The following is a 15,772-nucleotide window of genomic DNA, read 5'->3' as shown; positions in this document are numbered from 1 at the left end:
CAAATATAATCATATAAAGAGGAGACGTATATGCTAGTTTTAACCAGAAAACTGGGCGAGAGCTTACTCATTGGTGATAATATTGAAATCACAGTGTTAAATGTCCGTGGTAATCAAGTAAAATTAGGTGTGAAAGCACCCAAAGAGGTTTCCGTTCATCGGGAAGAAATCTATCAACGTATCAAACAATCTCAAGATGACGATCATCCAGAGATTGATTAAGGAGAATCTATGAGTAAATTAACGTGTTTTAAAGCCTATGATATTCGTGGCCGTTTAGGTGATGAACTCAATGTCGATATTGCCTATCGCATTGGTCGTGCCTTTGGTCAATTCTTAAAGCCGAAAAATATTGTAGTGGGTGGTGACGTACGTTTAACCAGTAAAGAGTTGAAAAGTGCGGTAACAAATGGCTTATTAGATTCTGGTGTTGATGTGATTGACTTAGGTGAAGTAGGAACCGAAGAAGTTTATTTCGCTACTTCATTCTTAAAAGCCGATGGCGGTATTGAAGTCACTGCTAGCCATAACCCAATGGATTATAACGGCATGAAATTAGTGCGTGAAGGTTCTCGTCCAATTAGTGCAGATACAGGACTTGCTGATATTCAACGTTTAGCGGAAGAAAATAATTTCCCTGCGGTCACGCAACGTGGTCAATATAAACAGCAATCAGTGATTGGCGATTATGTAGAGCGTTTGTTATCCTACATCAATTTAGACAATATCAAACCATTAAAATTAGTGATTAATTCAGGTAATGGTGCGGCAGGTCATGTCGTGGATGCGATTGAAGCACAATTTAAAGCTCGCCGTGTGCCAGTGGAATTTATTAAGGTGCATAATAATCCAGACGGTACTTTCCCACATGGTATTCCTAACCCAATTTTACACGAAAACCGCCAAGACACCATTGATGCGGTATTAAAACACAAAGCCGATATGGGGATTGCCTTTGATGGCGACTTCGACCGTTGTTTCTTCTTTGATGAAAACGGTGGTTTCATTGAGGGTTATTATGTGGTCGGTCTATTAGGTCAGGCTTTCACCCAAAAACAAAAAGGGGCGAAGATCATCTACGATCCACGTTTAATCTGGAATACGGAAAAATTAGTATCCGCAAACGGTGGAGAGCCTGTCATGTCGAAATCAGGGCATTCTTTCATTAAGGAAAAAATGCGTGAAGTCGATGCGGTTTACGGTGGCGAAATGTCCGCACACCATTATTTCCGTGATTTCTACTATTGTGATAGTGGTATGGTGCCTTGGTTATTAGTGATGGAATTAGTTAGCACAACAGGTAAATCCTTAGGTCAATTAGTGACAGAAAGCATTAATACTTATCCATCACCAGGTGAAATCAACAGCAAATTAACCGATGCTAAAGCATCGATTGCTCGTGTGCGTGCTGCCTATGAAAAAGAGGCGGTAAGTGTCAATGAAATTGACGGCATTAGCATTGAATATCCAAACTGGCGTTTCAATTTACGGAGCTCAAATACTGAACCCGTGGTGCGTTTGAACCTTGAAACCCGTGGGGATAAAGTGTTGATGCAAGAGAAAACGGATGAGATTTTGGCGTTGTTGCGTCAATAATATTAAGCTAAACGAAACAACCGTTCTTTTTTAAGTGCGGTTGTTTTATAAGAAAAAAAGGAAAGTCAATGAAAGCAATCATTCCTGTTGCAGGTCTTGGAACTCGCATGTTACCTGCCACCAAAGCCATTCCAAAAGAAATGCTTACTTTAGTGGATAAACCATTAATTCAATATGTTGTCAATGAATGTGTCAACGCTGGCATAAAAGAAATTGTGTTAGTGACTCACTCATCTAAAAATGCGATTGAAAACCACTTCGATACCTCTTTTGAATTAGAAACAATGTTAGAGAAGCGTGTAAAACGCCAGTTATTGGAAGAAGTGCGTGCTATTTGTCCGAAAGATGTCACCATTATGCACGTCCGTCAAGGTAATGCTAAAGGGTTGGGACACGCCGTGTTATGTGGTCGTCCTGTGGTGGGTAATGAACCTTTTGCCGTAGTATTGCCTGATGTGCTATTAGCAGATTTTACCGCTAATCAAAAAACCGAAAATCTTGCGGCGATGATCAAACGCTTTAAAGAAACAGGCCACAGCCAAATTATGGTTGCTCCTGTCGATCCTAAAGAAGTCAGTAGCTACGGTGTAGCCGATTGCCAAGGCGTAGAATTTGGTGCAGGTGAAAGTGCGAAGATCGCACGTATGGTGGAAAAACCAAGTGTAGAAGACGCACCGTCTAATCTTGCCGTAGTTGGTCGCTATGTGTTTTCTGCTGAAATTTGGCATTTACTCGAAAAAACCCCCGTTGGCGTGGGCGATGAAATTCAATTAACTGATGCCATTGATATGTTAATTGAAAAAGAAACCGTTGAAGCATTTCAAATGTCGGGGGAATCTTTCGACTGCGGTGATAAAATTGGTTACATGCAAGCCTTTGTAGAATATGGCTTACAGCATGAAAAATTAGGCAAACCGTTCAAAGACTATTTGAAGAAATTAGCTAAAACTTTGTAACAAGCGAGATAAAGAACAGGATTAGGGTGCGTTCAAACGTACCCTAACTTGCTTTAAAACCCCAATTCCCGCATTTCATTCACCACATCTTTCACTTCAATTTCCGCCATCAAATTTTTACCCGATAATTTGGTTGCCCATGGCAATTCTTGAGAGAGTTTATGAAATTCTTTTAACGCATTTTGCTCATATACCGAAATCACATTATCCAAATTATGATAAGGACCTGTTCGCCAAGGATTATGATAAGCATACAGACCGATAACAGGTGTTCCCACCATGGTGGCAATATGAGCAGGACCACTATCGGGTGTGATCACTAAATCTGCTTGTTGGATTAAAGCGGTCAATTCAGCTAAACTCGTTTTTCCGCACGCATTGGTTATCTGATTATCACAAAGTGCGGTGATTTTTTGGCAAATTTCCATTTCTCGTGAAGCAGGAGAACCACATAAAATCACGTTAATACCTTGTTGAGTGGCAACATTGGCGAGCTCCGCATAGCGTTCAATCAGCCAATCTTTTTCCGCTTTACTGGAACAAGGGGAAATAATCAGATTGCGTTGGTTTGGTTGAATAAAGGTTTTTGCCTTTTGTTGTGCTGGCAAAGAAAGATTTAATTCCCAATGCGGGGTAAATTTTGCTACGCCAATTTTTTCGGCAAATGCCATAAAACCGTCTAACACATGGGGATTTTCGGGATCATTCACCCGTTGATTAACAAAAAAACATTGTCCCTCTCTTGAGCGTTTTTTACCAAAACCGATTTTATATTTGGCTTTAATACCTAAAGATAAAATAGATGCACGGAAAGCGGTTTGCATATTTAATAAAGCATCAAATGATTGATTTCTTAGCTGTTTCCATAAAGCAAAAACGCCTCGCCAACCTGTTTTTTTATCAAATATAACTAAATCAATAGGCGGATTTTCAGGCATGACTTGCGATAATAACGCATACTCCACCTTTCCTACAATCCAAGTGATTTGACAAGCAGGATAAAAACGAGCAATTTCTTGTACCACGGCTAAAGCATGCGTAATATCACCAATGGCGGAAAGGCGTAGGACGCATAGGGATTTTGGCGGATTTTGGGGATTAAACAAAGGCATAAATTATCCTCATTCCTCCCCCTCTCCCTCTGGGAGAGGGTTGGGGTGAGGGTAAAATGATGTTTAAATAAACCCTCACCCTAGCCCTCTCCCAGAGGGAGAGGGAATAGTGTTGAGGGGAATTGGAAATAATACTATTTTAAAGTAGAATGATGCGAACGCCAACAAGGAATATAAAATGATTGAACGACAAGATCAAAATTGCTTTTTTTTATTAGCGAATGACAGTTATGCTGAACTCGATTATCGTCAATTTTTTAGTCCAGATTACTGGTTAAAAAAAGGGCGAATTTCAGGCACCGCCAAAGGACGTGGCACCACTTATTTTTTACAAACCGCTGATCTGTTCGGTGTTAATACCAGCTTACGTCATTATTATCGTGGCGGATTATGGAGCAAAATTATTCGAGATCGCTACCGTTTTACCGCACTTTCACAAACACGCAGTTTTGCCGAATTACGTTTGTTGCAAAAATTATACTTGGCTGGTTTACCTGTGCCGAAGCCGATTATGGCGGTCGTTGAAAAAGGCAAATTAGGTATTTGTTATCGTGCCGATATTTTGATGGAAAAAATCGAAAATGCTCAGGATTTAACCGCACTTTTACAACATCAAACCTTGCTCTCAGAAATTTGGCAACAGATTGGCGGCTTAATTCGCCAGTTGCACGATTTACAAATTTGCCATACGGATTTAAACGCCCATAATATTTTGCTCCAACAGACAGAAACAGGGCAAAAATGTTGGTTGTTAGATTTTGATAAGTGCGGTGAAAAATCAGGGGATTTTTGGAAACAAGGCAATCTTGAACGGTTACAGCGTTCTTTTCATAAGGAAATTGAACGTATGAAAATTCAATTTAGTACGCAAAATTGGCAAGATTTATTAAGCGGTTATCACAATCGCCAGATTTAATGATAGAATACCGCAAATTTTTTTGAATAGATAAAATAATTAGGAATACCAATGCGTACAAGTCAATATTTATTTTCAACGCTAAAAGAAACCCCGAATGATGCTCAAGTGGTGAGCCATCAGTTAATGCTAAGAGCAGGTATGATTCGCCCGATGGCATCTGGCTTATATAACTGGTTGCCAACAGGTGTTAAAGTATTGAAGAAAGTTGAAAATATTATTCGTGAAGAAATGAACAAAGGTGGTGCCATTGAAGTATTAATGCCCGTGGTGCAACCTGCTGAACTTTGGCAAGAATCAGGGCGTTGGCAGGATTATGGTGCAGAGCTATTGCGTTTTACTGATCGTGGTAAACGTGATTTTGTGTTAGGACCTACTCACGAAGAAGTGATCACCGATTTAGTTCGCCGTGAAATCAGTTCTTACAAACAGTTACCGTTGAATTTATATCAAATTCAAACCAAATTCCGTGACGAAGTTCGCCCACGTTTTGGCGTAATGCGTTCCCGTGAATTTGTGATGAAAGACGCTTATTCTTTCCACACCACGAAAGAAAGTTTACAACAAACTTATGATGTGATGTATCAGGTTTATAGCAACATTTTCAATCGGTTAAACTTAGATTTCCGTGCAGTACAAGCGGATACAGGTTCAATCGGTGGTTCCGCATCACATGAGTTTCAAGTGCTGGCTCAAAGCGGTGAAGATGATGTGGTATTTTCTACCGAAAGTGATTTTGCCGCCAATATTGAATTAGCGGAAGCGGTGGCGGTAGGTGAACGTTCACAACCAACTAAAGCGATGGAATTAGTGGATACGCCAAATGCCAAAACCATTGCGGAATTGGTAGAACAGTTTAATCTGCCGATTGAGAAAACCGCCAAAACCTTGATTGTAAAAGGGGCTACAGAAGAACAGCCGTTAATAGCCTTAATCTTACGTGGTGATCATGAATTAAATGAAGTTAAAGCTCAAAAACACCCGTTAGTCGCTGATCCATTAGAATTTGCCAATGAAGCAACAATTAAAGCCAAAATTGGAGCAGGTGTGGGATCATTAGGGGTAGTGAATTTACCGATTCCAGCGGTGATTGATCGCTCAGTGGCATTAATGTCTGATTTTAGTGTGGGAGCGAATATTGACGGCAAACATTATTTCAATGTGAACTGGGAACGGGACGTGGCTGTGCCTGAGATTTTTGATTTGCGTAACGTAGTCGAGGGTGATCCAAGTCCAGACGGAAAAGGTACATTGCAAATTAAACGAGGCATTGAAGTGGGGCATATTTTCCAGCTGGGGACTAAATATTCCGAAGCCATGAAAGCCACCGTGCAAGGCGAAGACGGCAAACCGTTGGTGATGACGATGGGTTGCTATGGTGTAGGTGTGACTCGTGTGGTGGCAGCGGCGATTGAACAACATCATGATGAGCGTGGGATTATTTGGTCAAGCGATGAGATTGCCCCATTTACTGTGGCGATTGTGCCAATGAATATGCACAAATCCGACACAGTGCAACAATTCTCCGAAGATTTATACCGCACTTTACAATCGCAAGGTGTCGATGTGATTTTTGACGATCGCAAAGAACGCCCTGGTGTGATGTTTGCAGATATGGAGTTAATCGGTGTACCGCACATGGTGGTGATTGGTGAGAAAAATCTAGCGAATGGCGAAATTGAATATAAAAACCGCCGTACGGGTGAAAAACAGATGATTGCCAAAGATCAGTTGTTGGATTTTTTGCGTGCCAATATAAACGCTTAATTTATAGATTGGGGCATAGATTATGCCCCTGTATTTTTTATGCCGTAGGATGTAATTCAAACCAACTTTCTAAAATTAAACAAGCCGAAATACCATCCACTTTGCCTTTATCTAAAGCTCTAAAACCGCCACGTTGAAAAATTTCTGCTCTCGCGTCCACGGTAGTAAGGCGTTCATCTTGCAATTCCACAGGTAAACCAAAACGCCCGTGTAAACGGTTGGCAAATTTTTTGGCTCGTAAGGTGAGAGCCTGTTCGGTGCCATCCATATTGAGTGGCAAACCGACCACAAGGCGATCGGGTTGCCATTCTTTGAGTAATTTTTCAATAGCGTCCCAATTTGGAATACCATCTTGTGCTTTAAAGGCTGGCAAGGCTTGTGCCGTGCTAGTAATAGATTGTCCCACCGCACAACCGATACTTTTGGTGCCAAAATCAAAGGCGAGAACGGTGATCCCCATTAACAATATCCTGCCTTACCACTTAAATTATGGCTATCAATCCCCAATAATTTTAGCGATTCTGTCCAACGATCTTGGTAAGCTACATCAAAAATAATCCGCTCATCTGCTGGCATAACTAACCACATATTTTGAGCGATTTCTTGCTCTAACTGACCGTTCACCCAGCTGGCACAACCTAAGCCAACCAAATATTTTTCAGGGGCATTTGGTGTACCGAAAGTGTCAATTACATCGGCAGAGGTAGTAAGCTGTAAACGGTCACTAATTTTATAACTATGTAGAAAAGATTGTGCTGTTGGGGTGTGTAAAATAAAACCACGCTCAATACTAACAGGTCCACCAGCCACCACATAATCCTGTGGATAAACTTTGTCATCAGACATCATAAAACGCAATTTTGCCACCATTTCGGTAAGGCTTAAATCTGTTGGTTGATTTAAGACTAATCCCATGGCACCTTTGTCATTATGTTCACACATAAAAATCACCGCACGATGAAAATAATCATCGTCCATGGTCGGCATTGCGATTAATAAGTGATTTTGCAGATTCATGGTAATTTATGTTCTCGTTTGATTTTAATTAATAGGGCATTGCAACATTGCTCAAGTAATTGATAGGTTTCATCAAAACGTCCAGTGTACCAAGGATCAGGAATATGATCATAAGCTAAATCAGGACAAAGGCTGGCGATAGCAAAAATATTTTGTTGTTTACCAAATAAGCGGTGTAAATCGTACAAATTATGGTTATCCATGGCGATGATATAATCAAAATTCTCTCGATCTTTTAACCGCACTTTGCGACTGACAAAATCATGACTTTTAATCTTTAAGCGATCTAATACATCGGCGGTTCCACAGTGCATATCATCACCATCATTTTCGCCTGATGTGCCAGCACTATCCGTTTCAATAAAATCGGATAAACCTGCTTTTTGAATTTTATCTCGCATTAAATATTCAGCCATAGGGGAACGGCAAATATTGCCAAGACATACAAAGAGAATTTTGATTTTTTGCATATTTTCTTATGTTTTTGTTAATTAAGTTATAGGGTTAATTTGGGGATTGCTCGCAAATTTTCAATGTGGCTTTAATCAATTCCAACGCAATCGTCCCTTGTGGTGGTAATTCAGGCATGGGTTCATTATATTTGAACCATCTGGCATCCACAATTTCAGCTTCTTGCAACTGAATTTCGCCACTGTCGTAATCGGCTAAGAATCCGACCATTTGGGAATTGGGAAACGCCCAAGGTTGGCTACCAAAATAACGGATATTTTTCACTTTAATCCCTGTTTCTTCAAACACTTCACGCTCTACGGTTTGCTCAAAGGTTTCGCCCACTTCCACAAAGCCCGCCAGCGTGGTATATAATCCAGCACTCCCATCGCTACGGATATGGCGTTGATGGCATGCCAGTAAAATCTCATCATGACGGCGAATGGCAACAATAATAGACGGACAAATCACGGGATAGGCTCGATAATGACAAGCAGCATTTTGGCACTGCACCGCCCATTCATCGCAAGTGACTGCGGTTTTTTCACCGCACTTTCCGCAAAATTGATGGGTTTTAAAGAAATGATTGAGTTCAATGCCACGATTGAGCAAATAAAATTGTGTTTTAGGTAAACCTAATAAAGCACGTAAAGTTGTCCATTCTCGTTGTTCATTTGCCGTGTTTTTATTGGTTGTTTCTTCTTGTACCAAATACAGTGGTGCATTATGCCATTCACCGATTTGGGTGGCTTGCTTACCGATTAAGCCTAATTGTTCTGCACTGCCAAAAGGCAAATCATGGTTAGGGAAATAAATTTGTTGGGCTTGGTGAATTAACCAGTAGCCCGTTTCATTGCTGATCGTTTTCATTAGTGTGCTTCGTCCCAATTATTGCCTACACCCACATCCACGATTAATGGCACGCTTAATTGAGCCGCATTTTCCATTTCGGTTTTAATCAGTTGGCTAAATTCTTCGATTTTTTCCGACCGCACTTCAAATACCAATTCATCGTGAACTTGCATAATCATCACAATATCTGGATTGTGTTGAATTTTGTAATCCAAGGCAATCATGGCTTTTTTAATAATATCCGCCGCCGTCCCTTGCATTGGCGCATTAATTGCCACACGTTCCGCCCCTTTTCTTCGCATGGCGTTGCTGGAATGGATGTCAGGCAAATATAAACGGCGACCGAATAGGGTTTCTACATAGCCTTGAGCTTTTGCCTTGGCTTGAATGTCCGTCATAAAGGTTTGCACATTTGGGTAGCGTTGGAAATACAAATCGATATATTTTTGTGCTTCACCCCGAGCAATACCGAGCTGACGAGCAAGACCAAAGGCTGACATGCCATAAATCAAACCAAAGTTAATCGCTTTGGCACTACGCCGTTGTTCACTGCTGACATCGTCTAGTGGCAAGCCAAAAATTTCCGCTGCGGTGGCACGGTGAATATCCTTGCCTTGTTGGAAAGCATTAGTTAAACCTTGATCGCCTGATAAATGTGCCATAATGCGTAATTCAATTTGTGAATAATCCGCTGCCACGATTTTAAAGCCCTCTCTGGCAATAAAGGCTTGGCGAATTTTACGCCCTTCTTCGTTGCGAATAGGAATATTTTGTAAATTGGGATCGCTAGATGAAAGCCGTCCAGTACTGGTTACTGCCTGATGATAGGATGTATGTACTCGCCCTGTTTTCGGATTAATCATCAAAGGTAATTTATCGGTGTAAGTGGATTTTAACTTGGCTAAACCACGATGTTCAATCAGCAATTTTGGTACAATATGCCCTTGTTGAGCCAATTCATCTAACACTTCTTCATTGGTAGATGGTGAGCCTTTCGGGGTTTTGGCAATGACTGGCAAAGCAAGCTTTTCAAACAGAATTTCTTGTAATTGCTTGGTGGATGCCAAATTAAAGGTTTCGCCTGCTTCTTGATGCACCTGTTGTTCTAGCTCATTCAATCGCACGGTAATTTCCGCAGATTGTGTTGCCAACGCTTGCTTATCAATTAACACGCCGTGCCGTTCAATGCGAGAAAGCACCGTGACTAACGGCAATTCAATTTGTTCAAATAACGTTATCAGCTCAGGTGTCGCCTGTAATTCTTGCCATAAGGTTTGATGTAATTTCATGGTCACATCGGCATCTTCTGCCGCATATTCGGCGGCTTTATCTAACTCAATCTGATCAAAGGTGAGTTGGTTTTTGCCTTTACCCGCTAAGGTTTCAAACGCAATGGTTTGATGTCCGAGATAACGTTCGGCTAAATCGTCCATATTATGTCGCCCTGTACTGTTTAACACATAGCTTTCTAACATGGTATCAAATTGCACCCCTTGCACGGCAATGCCATGGTTAGCAAAAATCGTTAAATCATATTTAATATTTTGCCCGATTTTTTTGATGTTAGCGTTCTCTAACAAGGGTTTTAATTGGTTTAAACAATATTGTTTATCTAATTGATTTTCAATTAATTTCCATTGCATTTCAGGGCTTTCGGCATCGGCGAATAAATCCCCTTGTCCGTTATCATGATGCACAGCCACTTGCTGACAATGCCCTAAGGGAATATAACAGGCTTTGCCATTTTCCAACCCAAAGGAAATACCAACTAATTCCGCTTGCATGGCATCAAGGGCGTTAGTTTCGGTATCCACCGCCACTAATTTGGCTTGCTCAATTTGTTTAATCCACTGATTTAACTGTGTTTCTGTCGTGATCGTTTCATATAAAGTGCGGTCAATTTTTACCGAATTTTTCACCGCACTTTGCTCAATTTTTTCTTCTTTGGCAATATTAGCTGTCGCCTGATAAGGATTAATCTTTACCGTTTGCTCTGTTGGATTCGTCACGGAACTTTCGCCGTTCAATACTTCATTTAACCAACGTTTAAATTCATATCGCCCAAAATATTCAGCAAGTTGATCGTTATTCGCTGTACCGATTTGGAGTTGATCATGGCTCACTTCTAATGGGACATCGGTTTTAATGGTGGCTAACACATAGGACAAATCCGCATCTGCCTTGGCAGATAGCAATTTTTCGCCTAATTTTTTCGCCCCACGAATCGGCAAATCGGCAACTTTATCAAGATTAGCATAAATTTCCGTCATTGACCCAATCCCTTGCAACAAGCCCAATGCGGTTTTTTCACCCACGCCAGCGACACCCGGAATGTTATCCGCACTGTCCCCCATTAATGCCAAATAATCAATCATTAATTCTGGCGGAATACCGTATTTTTCCACCACACCACCCCGATCTAACAGGGTATTATTCATGGTGTTAATTAGCATAATATGCTGATTCACCAACTGTGCCATATCTTTGTCACCAGTGGAAATTAAGACATCTTTGCCAGCTTTTGAGGCTTGTACCGCTAAGGTACCAATGACATCATCTGCTTCTACGCCTTCAATGGACAGCAACGGAATCCCCAACGCACGAATAATCTTGTGCAAAGGTTCAATTTGCAACCGCAATTCATCAGGCATCGGTGGGCGATGGGATTTATATTGCTCAAACAGTTCATCACGAAAAGTCTTACCCTTAGCATCAAACACCACCGCAATATGGCTTGGTTGCACTTGCGAAATCAGGCTTTTGATCATATTCAACACACCATACATCGCCCCAGTCGGCTCACCTTGTGAATTAGTTAAAGGAGGAAAGGCATGAAAGGCACGATATAAATAAGACGAACCGTCCACGAGGACGAGAGGGTTTGGGGAAATTTGGGTCATAGTATTTCTCGCTAATTTAGTATGACCTTATTATAGCTTAATTTGGCGGAAGAATTGTATTTTAATGTGTGGAGATTCTTTGTTGTAAAGAATCCATCAGAAGTCTTGAACGTATAAAGGTATACATATTATTTCCTGTGCTATCAAATTTCTATTTACATTGCTTTTATTTTCTATATAATTTCGAACCGAAACTAATCATGACCAATATTTAATGAAACGAAACTTTAATCAACGCAATACTCAACAACGTCGCCAACAGATTATGCAACTGTTACAACAACAGGGCGAGGTGACGGTTGAGCAATTAGTCCAACTATTTGACACCTCTGAAGTGACGATTCGTAAAGATCTCACCGCATTAGAAAACAACGGTTTTTTACTGCGCCGTTATGGCGGAGCCATTTTAATGCCGCAGGATATTTTTGAACAGGAAGAGTTGCTTTCGAAACAAAAGTTAGCCATTGCCAAAATCGCAGCGGAACGCATTCGGGAGCATAACCGTATTATTGTCGATAGCGGCAGTACCACAGCGGCATTGATTAAGCAGTTAGACGGTAAGCAAGGCTTAGTGGTAATGACAAACTCTCTTTCGGTGGCAACAGAATTGCGTGCGTTGGAAAATGAGCCGACCTTGTTAATGACCGGTGGCACTTGGGATACCCATTCGGAATCTTTTCAGGGCAAAGTGGCGGAGCAAGTGTTGCGATCTTATGATTTTGATCAACTGTTTATTGGGGCAGATGGAATAGATTTAGAACGTGGCACCACCACTTTTAACGAATTAATTGGATTAAGTCAGGTGATGGCGGATGTCAGCCGTGAAGTGATTGTGATGGTGGAAAGTCAAAAAATCGGCCGAAGAATGCCGAATTTAGAACTGACTTGGGCACAAATTGATGTGTTGATAACGGATAATCAAATTTCAACACAGGACAAACAATTTATTGAAAACTTAGGCGTACAAGTGATTGTCGCTGAATAACAATTTATTTATAAGGAAAAACAACTTATGTGTGGAATCGTCGGTGCAGTCGCACAACGTGATGTGGCAGAAATTTTAGTGGATGGGTTACACCGTTTAGAATATCGGGGTTATGATTCCGCCGGTGTGGCGGTGTTAAGTGCGGATAAAAATATGCAAATTGTTCGCCGAGTGGGAAAAGTGAAATCCCTTGAAGATGCGGTGAACGCCAAGCCATTAGTGGGTGGTACAGGTATTGCGCACACTCGTTGGGCAACCCATGGAGAGCCGTCAGAAACCAATGCTCACCCCCACCGTTCAGGGCATATTGCCGTGGTGCATAATGGGATTATTGAGAATTATCTTGAATTAAAAGCCCAATTACAGGATCGTGGCTATGTGTTCCAATCGCAAACCGATACCGAAGTGATCGCTCATTTAGTGGAATGGGAATTTCGCACCGCAAAAACCTTGTTAGAGGCCGTCCAAAAAGCGGTGGTACAACTGCGTGGGGCCTATGGAACGGTGGTGATGAATGAACAAGATCCAGAACGTTTAATCGTCGCTCGTTCGGGTTCACCGTTGGTGATTGGTTATGGCGTGGGTGAAAATTTCTTGGCCTCTGATCCCTTGGCATTATTAAGCGTGACTCGTCGTTTTGCGTATTTAGAAGAAGGCGACGTTGCCGAAATTACACGCCGTACCGTGAGCATTTTTAATCGTGCTGGTGAACCTGTTGAGCGTGAAATTCACGAGGGTAATTTTGAGGCAGATGCGGCAGATAAAGGGCCATATCGTCACTATATGCAAAAAGAAATTTTTGAACAACCGGTGGCGATTATTAACACCTTAGACGGTCGAATTAAAGACGGCAAAGTGGATATTCAATCTATCGCACCGAATGCCGTGGAGATTTTATCGCAAGTGCAACACGTGCAAATCGTGGCTTGTGGCACCTCTTACAATGCGGGTATGGTGGCTCGTTATTGGTTTGAGTCTATTGCCGGCGTAAGCTGTGATGTGGAAATTGCGTCCGAATTCCGCTATCGTAAATTTGTCACTCGCCCGAATAGCTTATTAATTACCTTGTCGCAATCCGGTGAAACCGCAGATACTTTAGCCGCACTTCGCCTTGCCAAAGAATCGGGCTATATGGCGGCCATGACTGTGTGTAACGTGGCCAGTTCCTCTTTAGTGCGTGAATCCGATTTTGCCTTTATGACCAAAGCGGGCGTAGAAATTGGTGTGGCCTCCACCAAAGCCTTTACCACTCAATTAACCTGTTTATTATTATTAAACGTGGCCATGGGACGTTTAAATGGTCAGGTGAGCGAAGAACAAGAACATCACATTGTACAGGCTTTACAACGTTTACCTGCTCAAATTGAAAGTGCGTTGGTTTTTGATAAACAAATTGAAAAATTATCCGAGGACTTTGCCGATAAACAACATACCTTATTTTTAGGCCGTGGCGAATATTACCCGATTGCCATGGAATCCGCCTTGAAATTAAAAGAAATTTCCTATATTCACGCCGAGGCCTACGCCGCAGGCGAACTCAAACATGGGCCGTTGGCGTTAATTGACAGCGAAATGCCTGTGGTCGTGGTGGCACCTGAAAATGATTTATTGGAAAAAGTGAAATCCAATATTGAAGAAGTGCGTGCCAGAGGCGGTCAACTTTATGTATTTGCTGACCATGATGCGGGCTTTGAAGAGGCCAGTGGCTTTAAAACCATTGTGTTACCGAAAGTGGATGAAGTGACCGCGCCGATTTTCTACACCGTGCCATTGCAATTATTGTCTTATCATATTGCGATTATTAAAGGCACCGACGTGGATCAACCGAGAAACTTAGCGAAAGCGGTGACGGTGGAGTAATTTTCTATTCAAAAATGGGTTAAGGTGCGAAAAAAATCGCACCTTTTTTTGTTTTTAGTGTTTGCACTTTCATTTTTTTTTTTACAATCGGGAAGTTTTATCTCGCTTTTCCGTTTAATTTTTCTGAATAAGGGAATCACCATGAAACGTCTTTTAAAATGTTCTAGCCTTGCTCTTTTAGTTTGTTTTTCTACACAAGTTTATGCTAATAATGCTCCTCGCATGGTTGGCACGGTGAGTGGTATATTAACTGGTGTATTAGATATATCCATTCAGGGGAAAACAGCGCCTTTCTCTGCATTGTCAAGTTATTATACTAACGAACTTAATACATTATTACAAAAAGGGGGGAAATATGAACTTGTAAGCTGGGAGGGTCTTTCTTCAACCTGTGATTATGAGCGTTTTGTTGGGGAGAGTGATTTACTGAGCGTTTTTTTTTCAAGTACGTTGAACTGGACAGCTCCACGTACCCCAGAATTAATTAAGAAAATCAAACAAACCTTGAAAATATCTGTGAAATCAAACAATACCGTTGTGGCAAAATATCAAGATCCTCAGATAGGTTCAGAGTCCGTCGCATATAAGTTACAATGTACCAATGATAGTTGTTTGATCGATGATATCATTGATGATGTTGGCAGTATGAAAAATGGCATCAAATCTTGCATCGCCAAAGCTTCTAAACAACGTAAGGAAATCGCCGAAGCCTCTAAACAACGTAAGAAATAAGTGAAATCTCAATAAGGAAATAACATCATGAAAAAATTTTACCAGTTAATATTACTCCCATTTCTATTTGCAATGGGCATGGCTCACGCAACAGATAACACAAGCATCCAACAACTTTATCCAGAAAAGAGCAAAAAAGGGAGACCGATTGTTTCTGTTGTTAATGATAAGACATGCCAAGTTCAAAGTAATGGCAAGTGCATATCTCATAAACTGCACTTTCCATTGAAATCGTATATCTCCAAAGATTTTACCTTAAATAATAAAAAGTTTCGTGTTGTGTTAGCTTATGCTGAAGATGATTATGATGATTCTCCATCATCTATAGAGGATAATGCAGGGTATATGGCGGGTAATTGTATGGCCTGCAGTCGTGCTATTGTGGATATTCGTTATTTCAAGTATGAGAATAACAGTTGGAAATTAGTGGATACCAAAGGTTATGCTTACGGATCTCGTGGCGCAGCCGAACCAATCTATTGGCAAGAGATTCCAATTAAAAACAAAAAAATCGGCTTTAATCCTAGCAAAAAAGACTGGGGAGCAAGTAAACAACGCATATTACCTTAACCCATTTGTTATATCCGTTTAAACTAAACCTAGCCCAATGGCTAGGTTTTTTATGTGAT

At 41.1% G+C, this 15,772-nt stretch carries 15 protein-coding genes; 9 read left to right on the top strand and 6 right to left on the bottom strand.

Features of this window, described 5'->3' with window-relative positions:
• The first annotated feature begins 30 nt into the window (after positions 1 to 30).
• From csrA to galU, 3 genes are all read left to right on the top strand, one after another.
• Positions 31 to 222, top strand: a complete 192-nt coding sequence (gene csrA, locus ACTG7Q_RS09525; protein ID WP_439243213.1) for a carbon storage regulator CsrA — start codon at positions 31 to 33, stop codon at positions 220 to 222.
• Positions 223 to 231: 9 nt separating this feature from the next.
• On the top strand, positions 232 to 1,596 hold the full coding sequence (locus ACTG7Q_RS09520) for a phosphomannomutase CpsG (protein WP_439243211.1): 1,365 nt from the start codon (positions 232 to 234) through the stop codon (positions 1,594 to 1,596).
• A gap of 68 nt (positions 1,597 to 1,664) precedes the next feature.
• Positions 1,665 to 2,552 (top strand): UTP--glucose-1-phosphate uridylyltransferase GalU, encoded by an 888-nt coding sequence (gene galU, locus ACTG7Q_RS09515; RefSeq protein WP_439243209.1) that lies wholly within the window; start codon positions 1,665 to 1,667, stop codon positions 2,550 to 2,552.
• A 53-nt stretch (positions 2,553 to 2,605) separates the two neighbouring features.
• Here galU and ACTG7Q_RS09510 read toward each other — a convergent pair whose 3' ends face one another.
• A complete protein-coding gene (locus ACTG7Q_RS09510) occupies positions 2,606 to 3,664 on the bottom strand; it encodes a glycosyltransferase family 9 protein (protein WP_439243207.1) in 1,059 nt (352 codons plus the stop codon).
• A 178-nt stretch (positions 3,665 to 3,842) separates the two neighbouring features.
• On the opposite strand from ACTG7Q_RS09510, the gene ACTG7Q_RS09505 reads away from it, so the two are divergent.
• Positions 3,843 to 4,580, top strand: coding sequence for a 3-deoxy-D-manno-octulosonic acid kinase (locus ACTG7Q_RS09505; RefSeq protein WP_439243205.1), 738 nt, complete (start codon positions 3,843 to 3,845; stop codon positions 4,578 to 4,580).
• Between the two features lie 51 nt (positions 4,581 to 4,631).
• A complete protein-coding gene (gene proS, locus ACTG7Q_RS09500; RefSeq protein ID WP_439243203.1) occupies positions 4,632 to 6,347 on the top strand; it encodes a proline--tRNA ligase in 1,716 nt (571 codons plus the stop codon).
• 37 nt (positions 6,348 to 6,384) lie between these two features.
• On the opposite strand, the gene ruvX is transcribed toward proS, so the two are convergent.
• From ruvX to polA, 5 genes are read right to left on the bottom strand one after another with little or no spacing between them, the layout of a single operon-like run.
• A complete protein-coding gene (ruvX, locus tag ACTG7Q_RS09495) occupies positions 6,385 to 6,807 on the bottom strand; it encodes a Holliday junction resolvase RuvX (RefSeq protein WP_439243201.1) in 423 nt (140 codons plus the stop codon).
• Positions 6,807 to 7,364: a YqgE/AlgH family protein gene (locus tag ACTG7Q_RS09490; protein ID WP_132299926.1), complete on the bottom strand. Its 558-nt coding sequence runs from the start codon at positions 7,362 to 7,364 to the stop codon at positions 6,807 to 6,809. Before ACTG7Q_RS09490 ends, ruvX begins: the two co-directional genes overlap by 1 nt.
• Positions 7,361 to 7,834 (bottom strand): low molecular weight protein-tyrosine-phosphatase, encoded by a 474-nt coding sequence (locus ACTG7Q_RS09485; RefSeq protein WP_132299928.1) that lies wholly within the window; start codon positions 7,832 to 7,834, stop codon positions 7,361 to 7,363. Before ACTG7Q_RS09485 ends, ACTG7Q_RS09490 begins: the two co-directional genes overlap by 4 nt.
• 34 nt (positions 7,835 to 7,868) lie before the next feature.
• Positions 7,869 to 8,684 (bottom strand): NAD(+) diphosphatase, encoded by an 816-nt coding sequence (nudC, locus tag ACTG7Q_RS09480; protein ID WP_439243198.1) that lies wholly within the window; start codon positions 8,682 to 8,684, stop codon positions 7,869 to 7,871.
• The gene (polA, locus tag ACTG7Q_RS09475) at positions 8,684 to 11,566 is read right to left on the bottom strand and encodes a DNA polymerase I (protein ID WP_439243196.1); all 2,883 of its coding nucleotides are present in this window, start codon (positions 11,564 to 11,566) and stop codon (positions 8,684 to 8,686) included. The genes nudC and polA overlap by 1 nt, the downstream gene beginning before the upstream one ends.
• Positions 11,567 to 11,780: 214 nt before the next feature.
• On the opposite strand from polA, the gene ACTG7Q_RS09470 reads away from it, so the two are divergent.
• The 4 genes from ACTG7Q_RS09470 (at position 11,781) to ACTG7Q_RS09455 (ending at position 15,713) form a co-directional block, all read left to right on the top strand.
• Positions 11,781 to 12,551 carry a DeoR/GlpR family DNA-binding transcription regulator gene (locus tag ACTG7Q_RS09470; RefSeq protein WP_439243193.1) on the top strand — a complete coding sequence of 257 codons (771 nt, stop codon included), beginning with the start codon at positions 11,781 to 11,783 and terminating at the stop codon, positions 12,549 to 12,551.
• A 27-nt stretch (positions 12,552 to 12,578) separates the two neighbouring features.
• Positions 12,579 to 14,411, top strand: coding sequence for a glutamine--fructose-6-phosphate transaminase (isomerizing) (gene glmS / locus ACTG7Q_RS09465; RefSeq protein WP_439243191.1), 1,833 nt, complete (start codon positions 12,579 to 12,581; stop codon positions 14,409 to 14,411).
• 141 nt (positions 14,412 to 14,552) lie between these two features.
• A complete protein-coding gene (locus ACTG7Q_RS09460) occupies positions 14,553 to 15,143 on the top strand; it encodes a hypothetical protein (protein WP_439243189.1) in 591 nt (196 codons plus the stop codon).
• 27 nt (positions 15,144 to 15,170) lie between these two features.
• On the top strand, positions 15,171 to 15,713 hold the full coding sequence (locus ACTG7Q_RS09455; protein ID WP_439243187.1) for a hypothetical protein: 543 nt from the start codon (positions 15,171 to 15,173) through the stop codon (positions 15,711 to 15,713).
• The last annotated feature ends 59 nt before the right edge of the window (positions 15,714 to 15,772 follow it).

Origin of the sequence: Lonepinella sp. BR2474, from assembly GCF_051851555.1 — a bacterium.
Lineage (GTDB): Bacteria > Pseudomonadota > Gammaproteobacteria > Enterobacterales > Pasteurellaceae > Lonepinella.
This window is presented reverse-complemented; position numbering and strand designations above follow the sequence as displayed.

Bases quoted from the DNA above. Each gene is read 5' to 3' on its own strand.
- csrA (WP_439243213.1), top strand. From the start codon at position 31: ATGCTAGTTTTAACCAGAAAACTGGGCGAGAGCTTACTCATTGGTGAT.
- ACTG7Q_RS09520 (WP_439243211.1), top strand. From the start codon at position 232: ATGAGTAAATTAACGTGTTTTAAAGCCTATGATATTCGTGGCCGTTTA.
- galU (WP_439243209.1), top strand. From the start codon at position 1,665: ATGAAAGCAATCATTCCTGTTGCAGGTCTTGGAACTCGCATGTTACCT.
- ACTG7Q_RS09510 (WP_439243207.1), bottom strand. From the start codon at position 3,664: ATGCCTTTGTTTAATCCCCAAAATCCGCCAAAATCCCTATGCGTCCTA.
- ACTG7Q_RS09505 (WP_439243205.1), top strand. From the start codon at position 3,843: ATGATTGAACGACAAGATCAAAATTGCTTTTTTTTATTAGCGAATGAC.
- proS (WP_439243203.1), top strand. From the start codon at position 4,632: ATGCGTACAAGTCAATATTTATTTTCAACGCTAAAAGAAACCCCGAAT.
- ruvX (WP_439243201.1), bottom strand. From the start codon at position 6,807: ATGGGGATCACCGTTCTCGCCTTTGATTTTGGCACCAAAAGTATCGGT.
- ACTG7Q_RS09490 (WP_132299926.1), bottom strand. From the start codon at position 7,364: ATGAATCTGCAAAATCACTTATTAATCGCAATGCCGACCATGGACGAT.
- ACTG7Q_RS09485 (WP_132299928.1), bottom strand. From the start codon at position 7,834: ATGCAAAAAATCAAAATTCTCTTTGTATGTCTTGGCAATATTTGCCGT.
- nudC (WP_439243198.1), bottom strand. From the start codon at position 8,684: ATGAAAACGATCAGCAATGAAACGGGCTACTGGTTAATTCACCAAGCC.
- polA (WP_439243196.1), bottom strand. From the start codon at position 11,566: ATGACCCAAATTTCCCCAAACCCTCTCGTCCTCGTGGACGGTTCGTCT.
- ACTG7Q_RS09470 (WP_439243193.1), top strand. From the start codon at position 11,781: ATGAAACGAAACTTTAATCAACGCAATACTCAACAACGTCGCCAACAG.
- glmS (WP_439243191.1), top strand. From the start codon at position 12,579: ATGTGTGGAATCGTCGGTGCAGTCGCACAACGTGATGTGGCAGAAATT.
- ACTG7Q_RS09460 (WP_439243189.1), top strand. From the start codon at position 14,553: ATGAAACGTCTTTTAAAATGTTCTAGCCTTGCTCTTTTAGTTTGTTTT.
- ACTG7Q_RS09455 (WP_439243187.1), top strand. From the start codon at position 15,171: ATGAAAAAATTTTACCAGTTAATATTACTCCCATTTCTATTTGCAATG.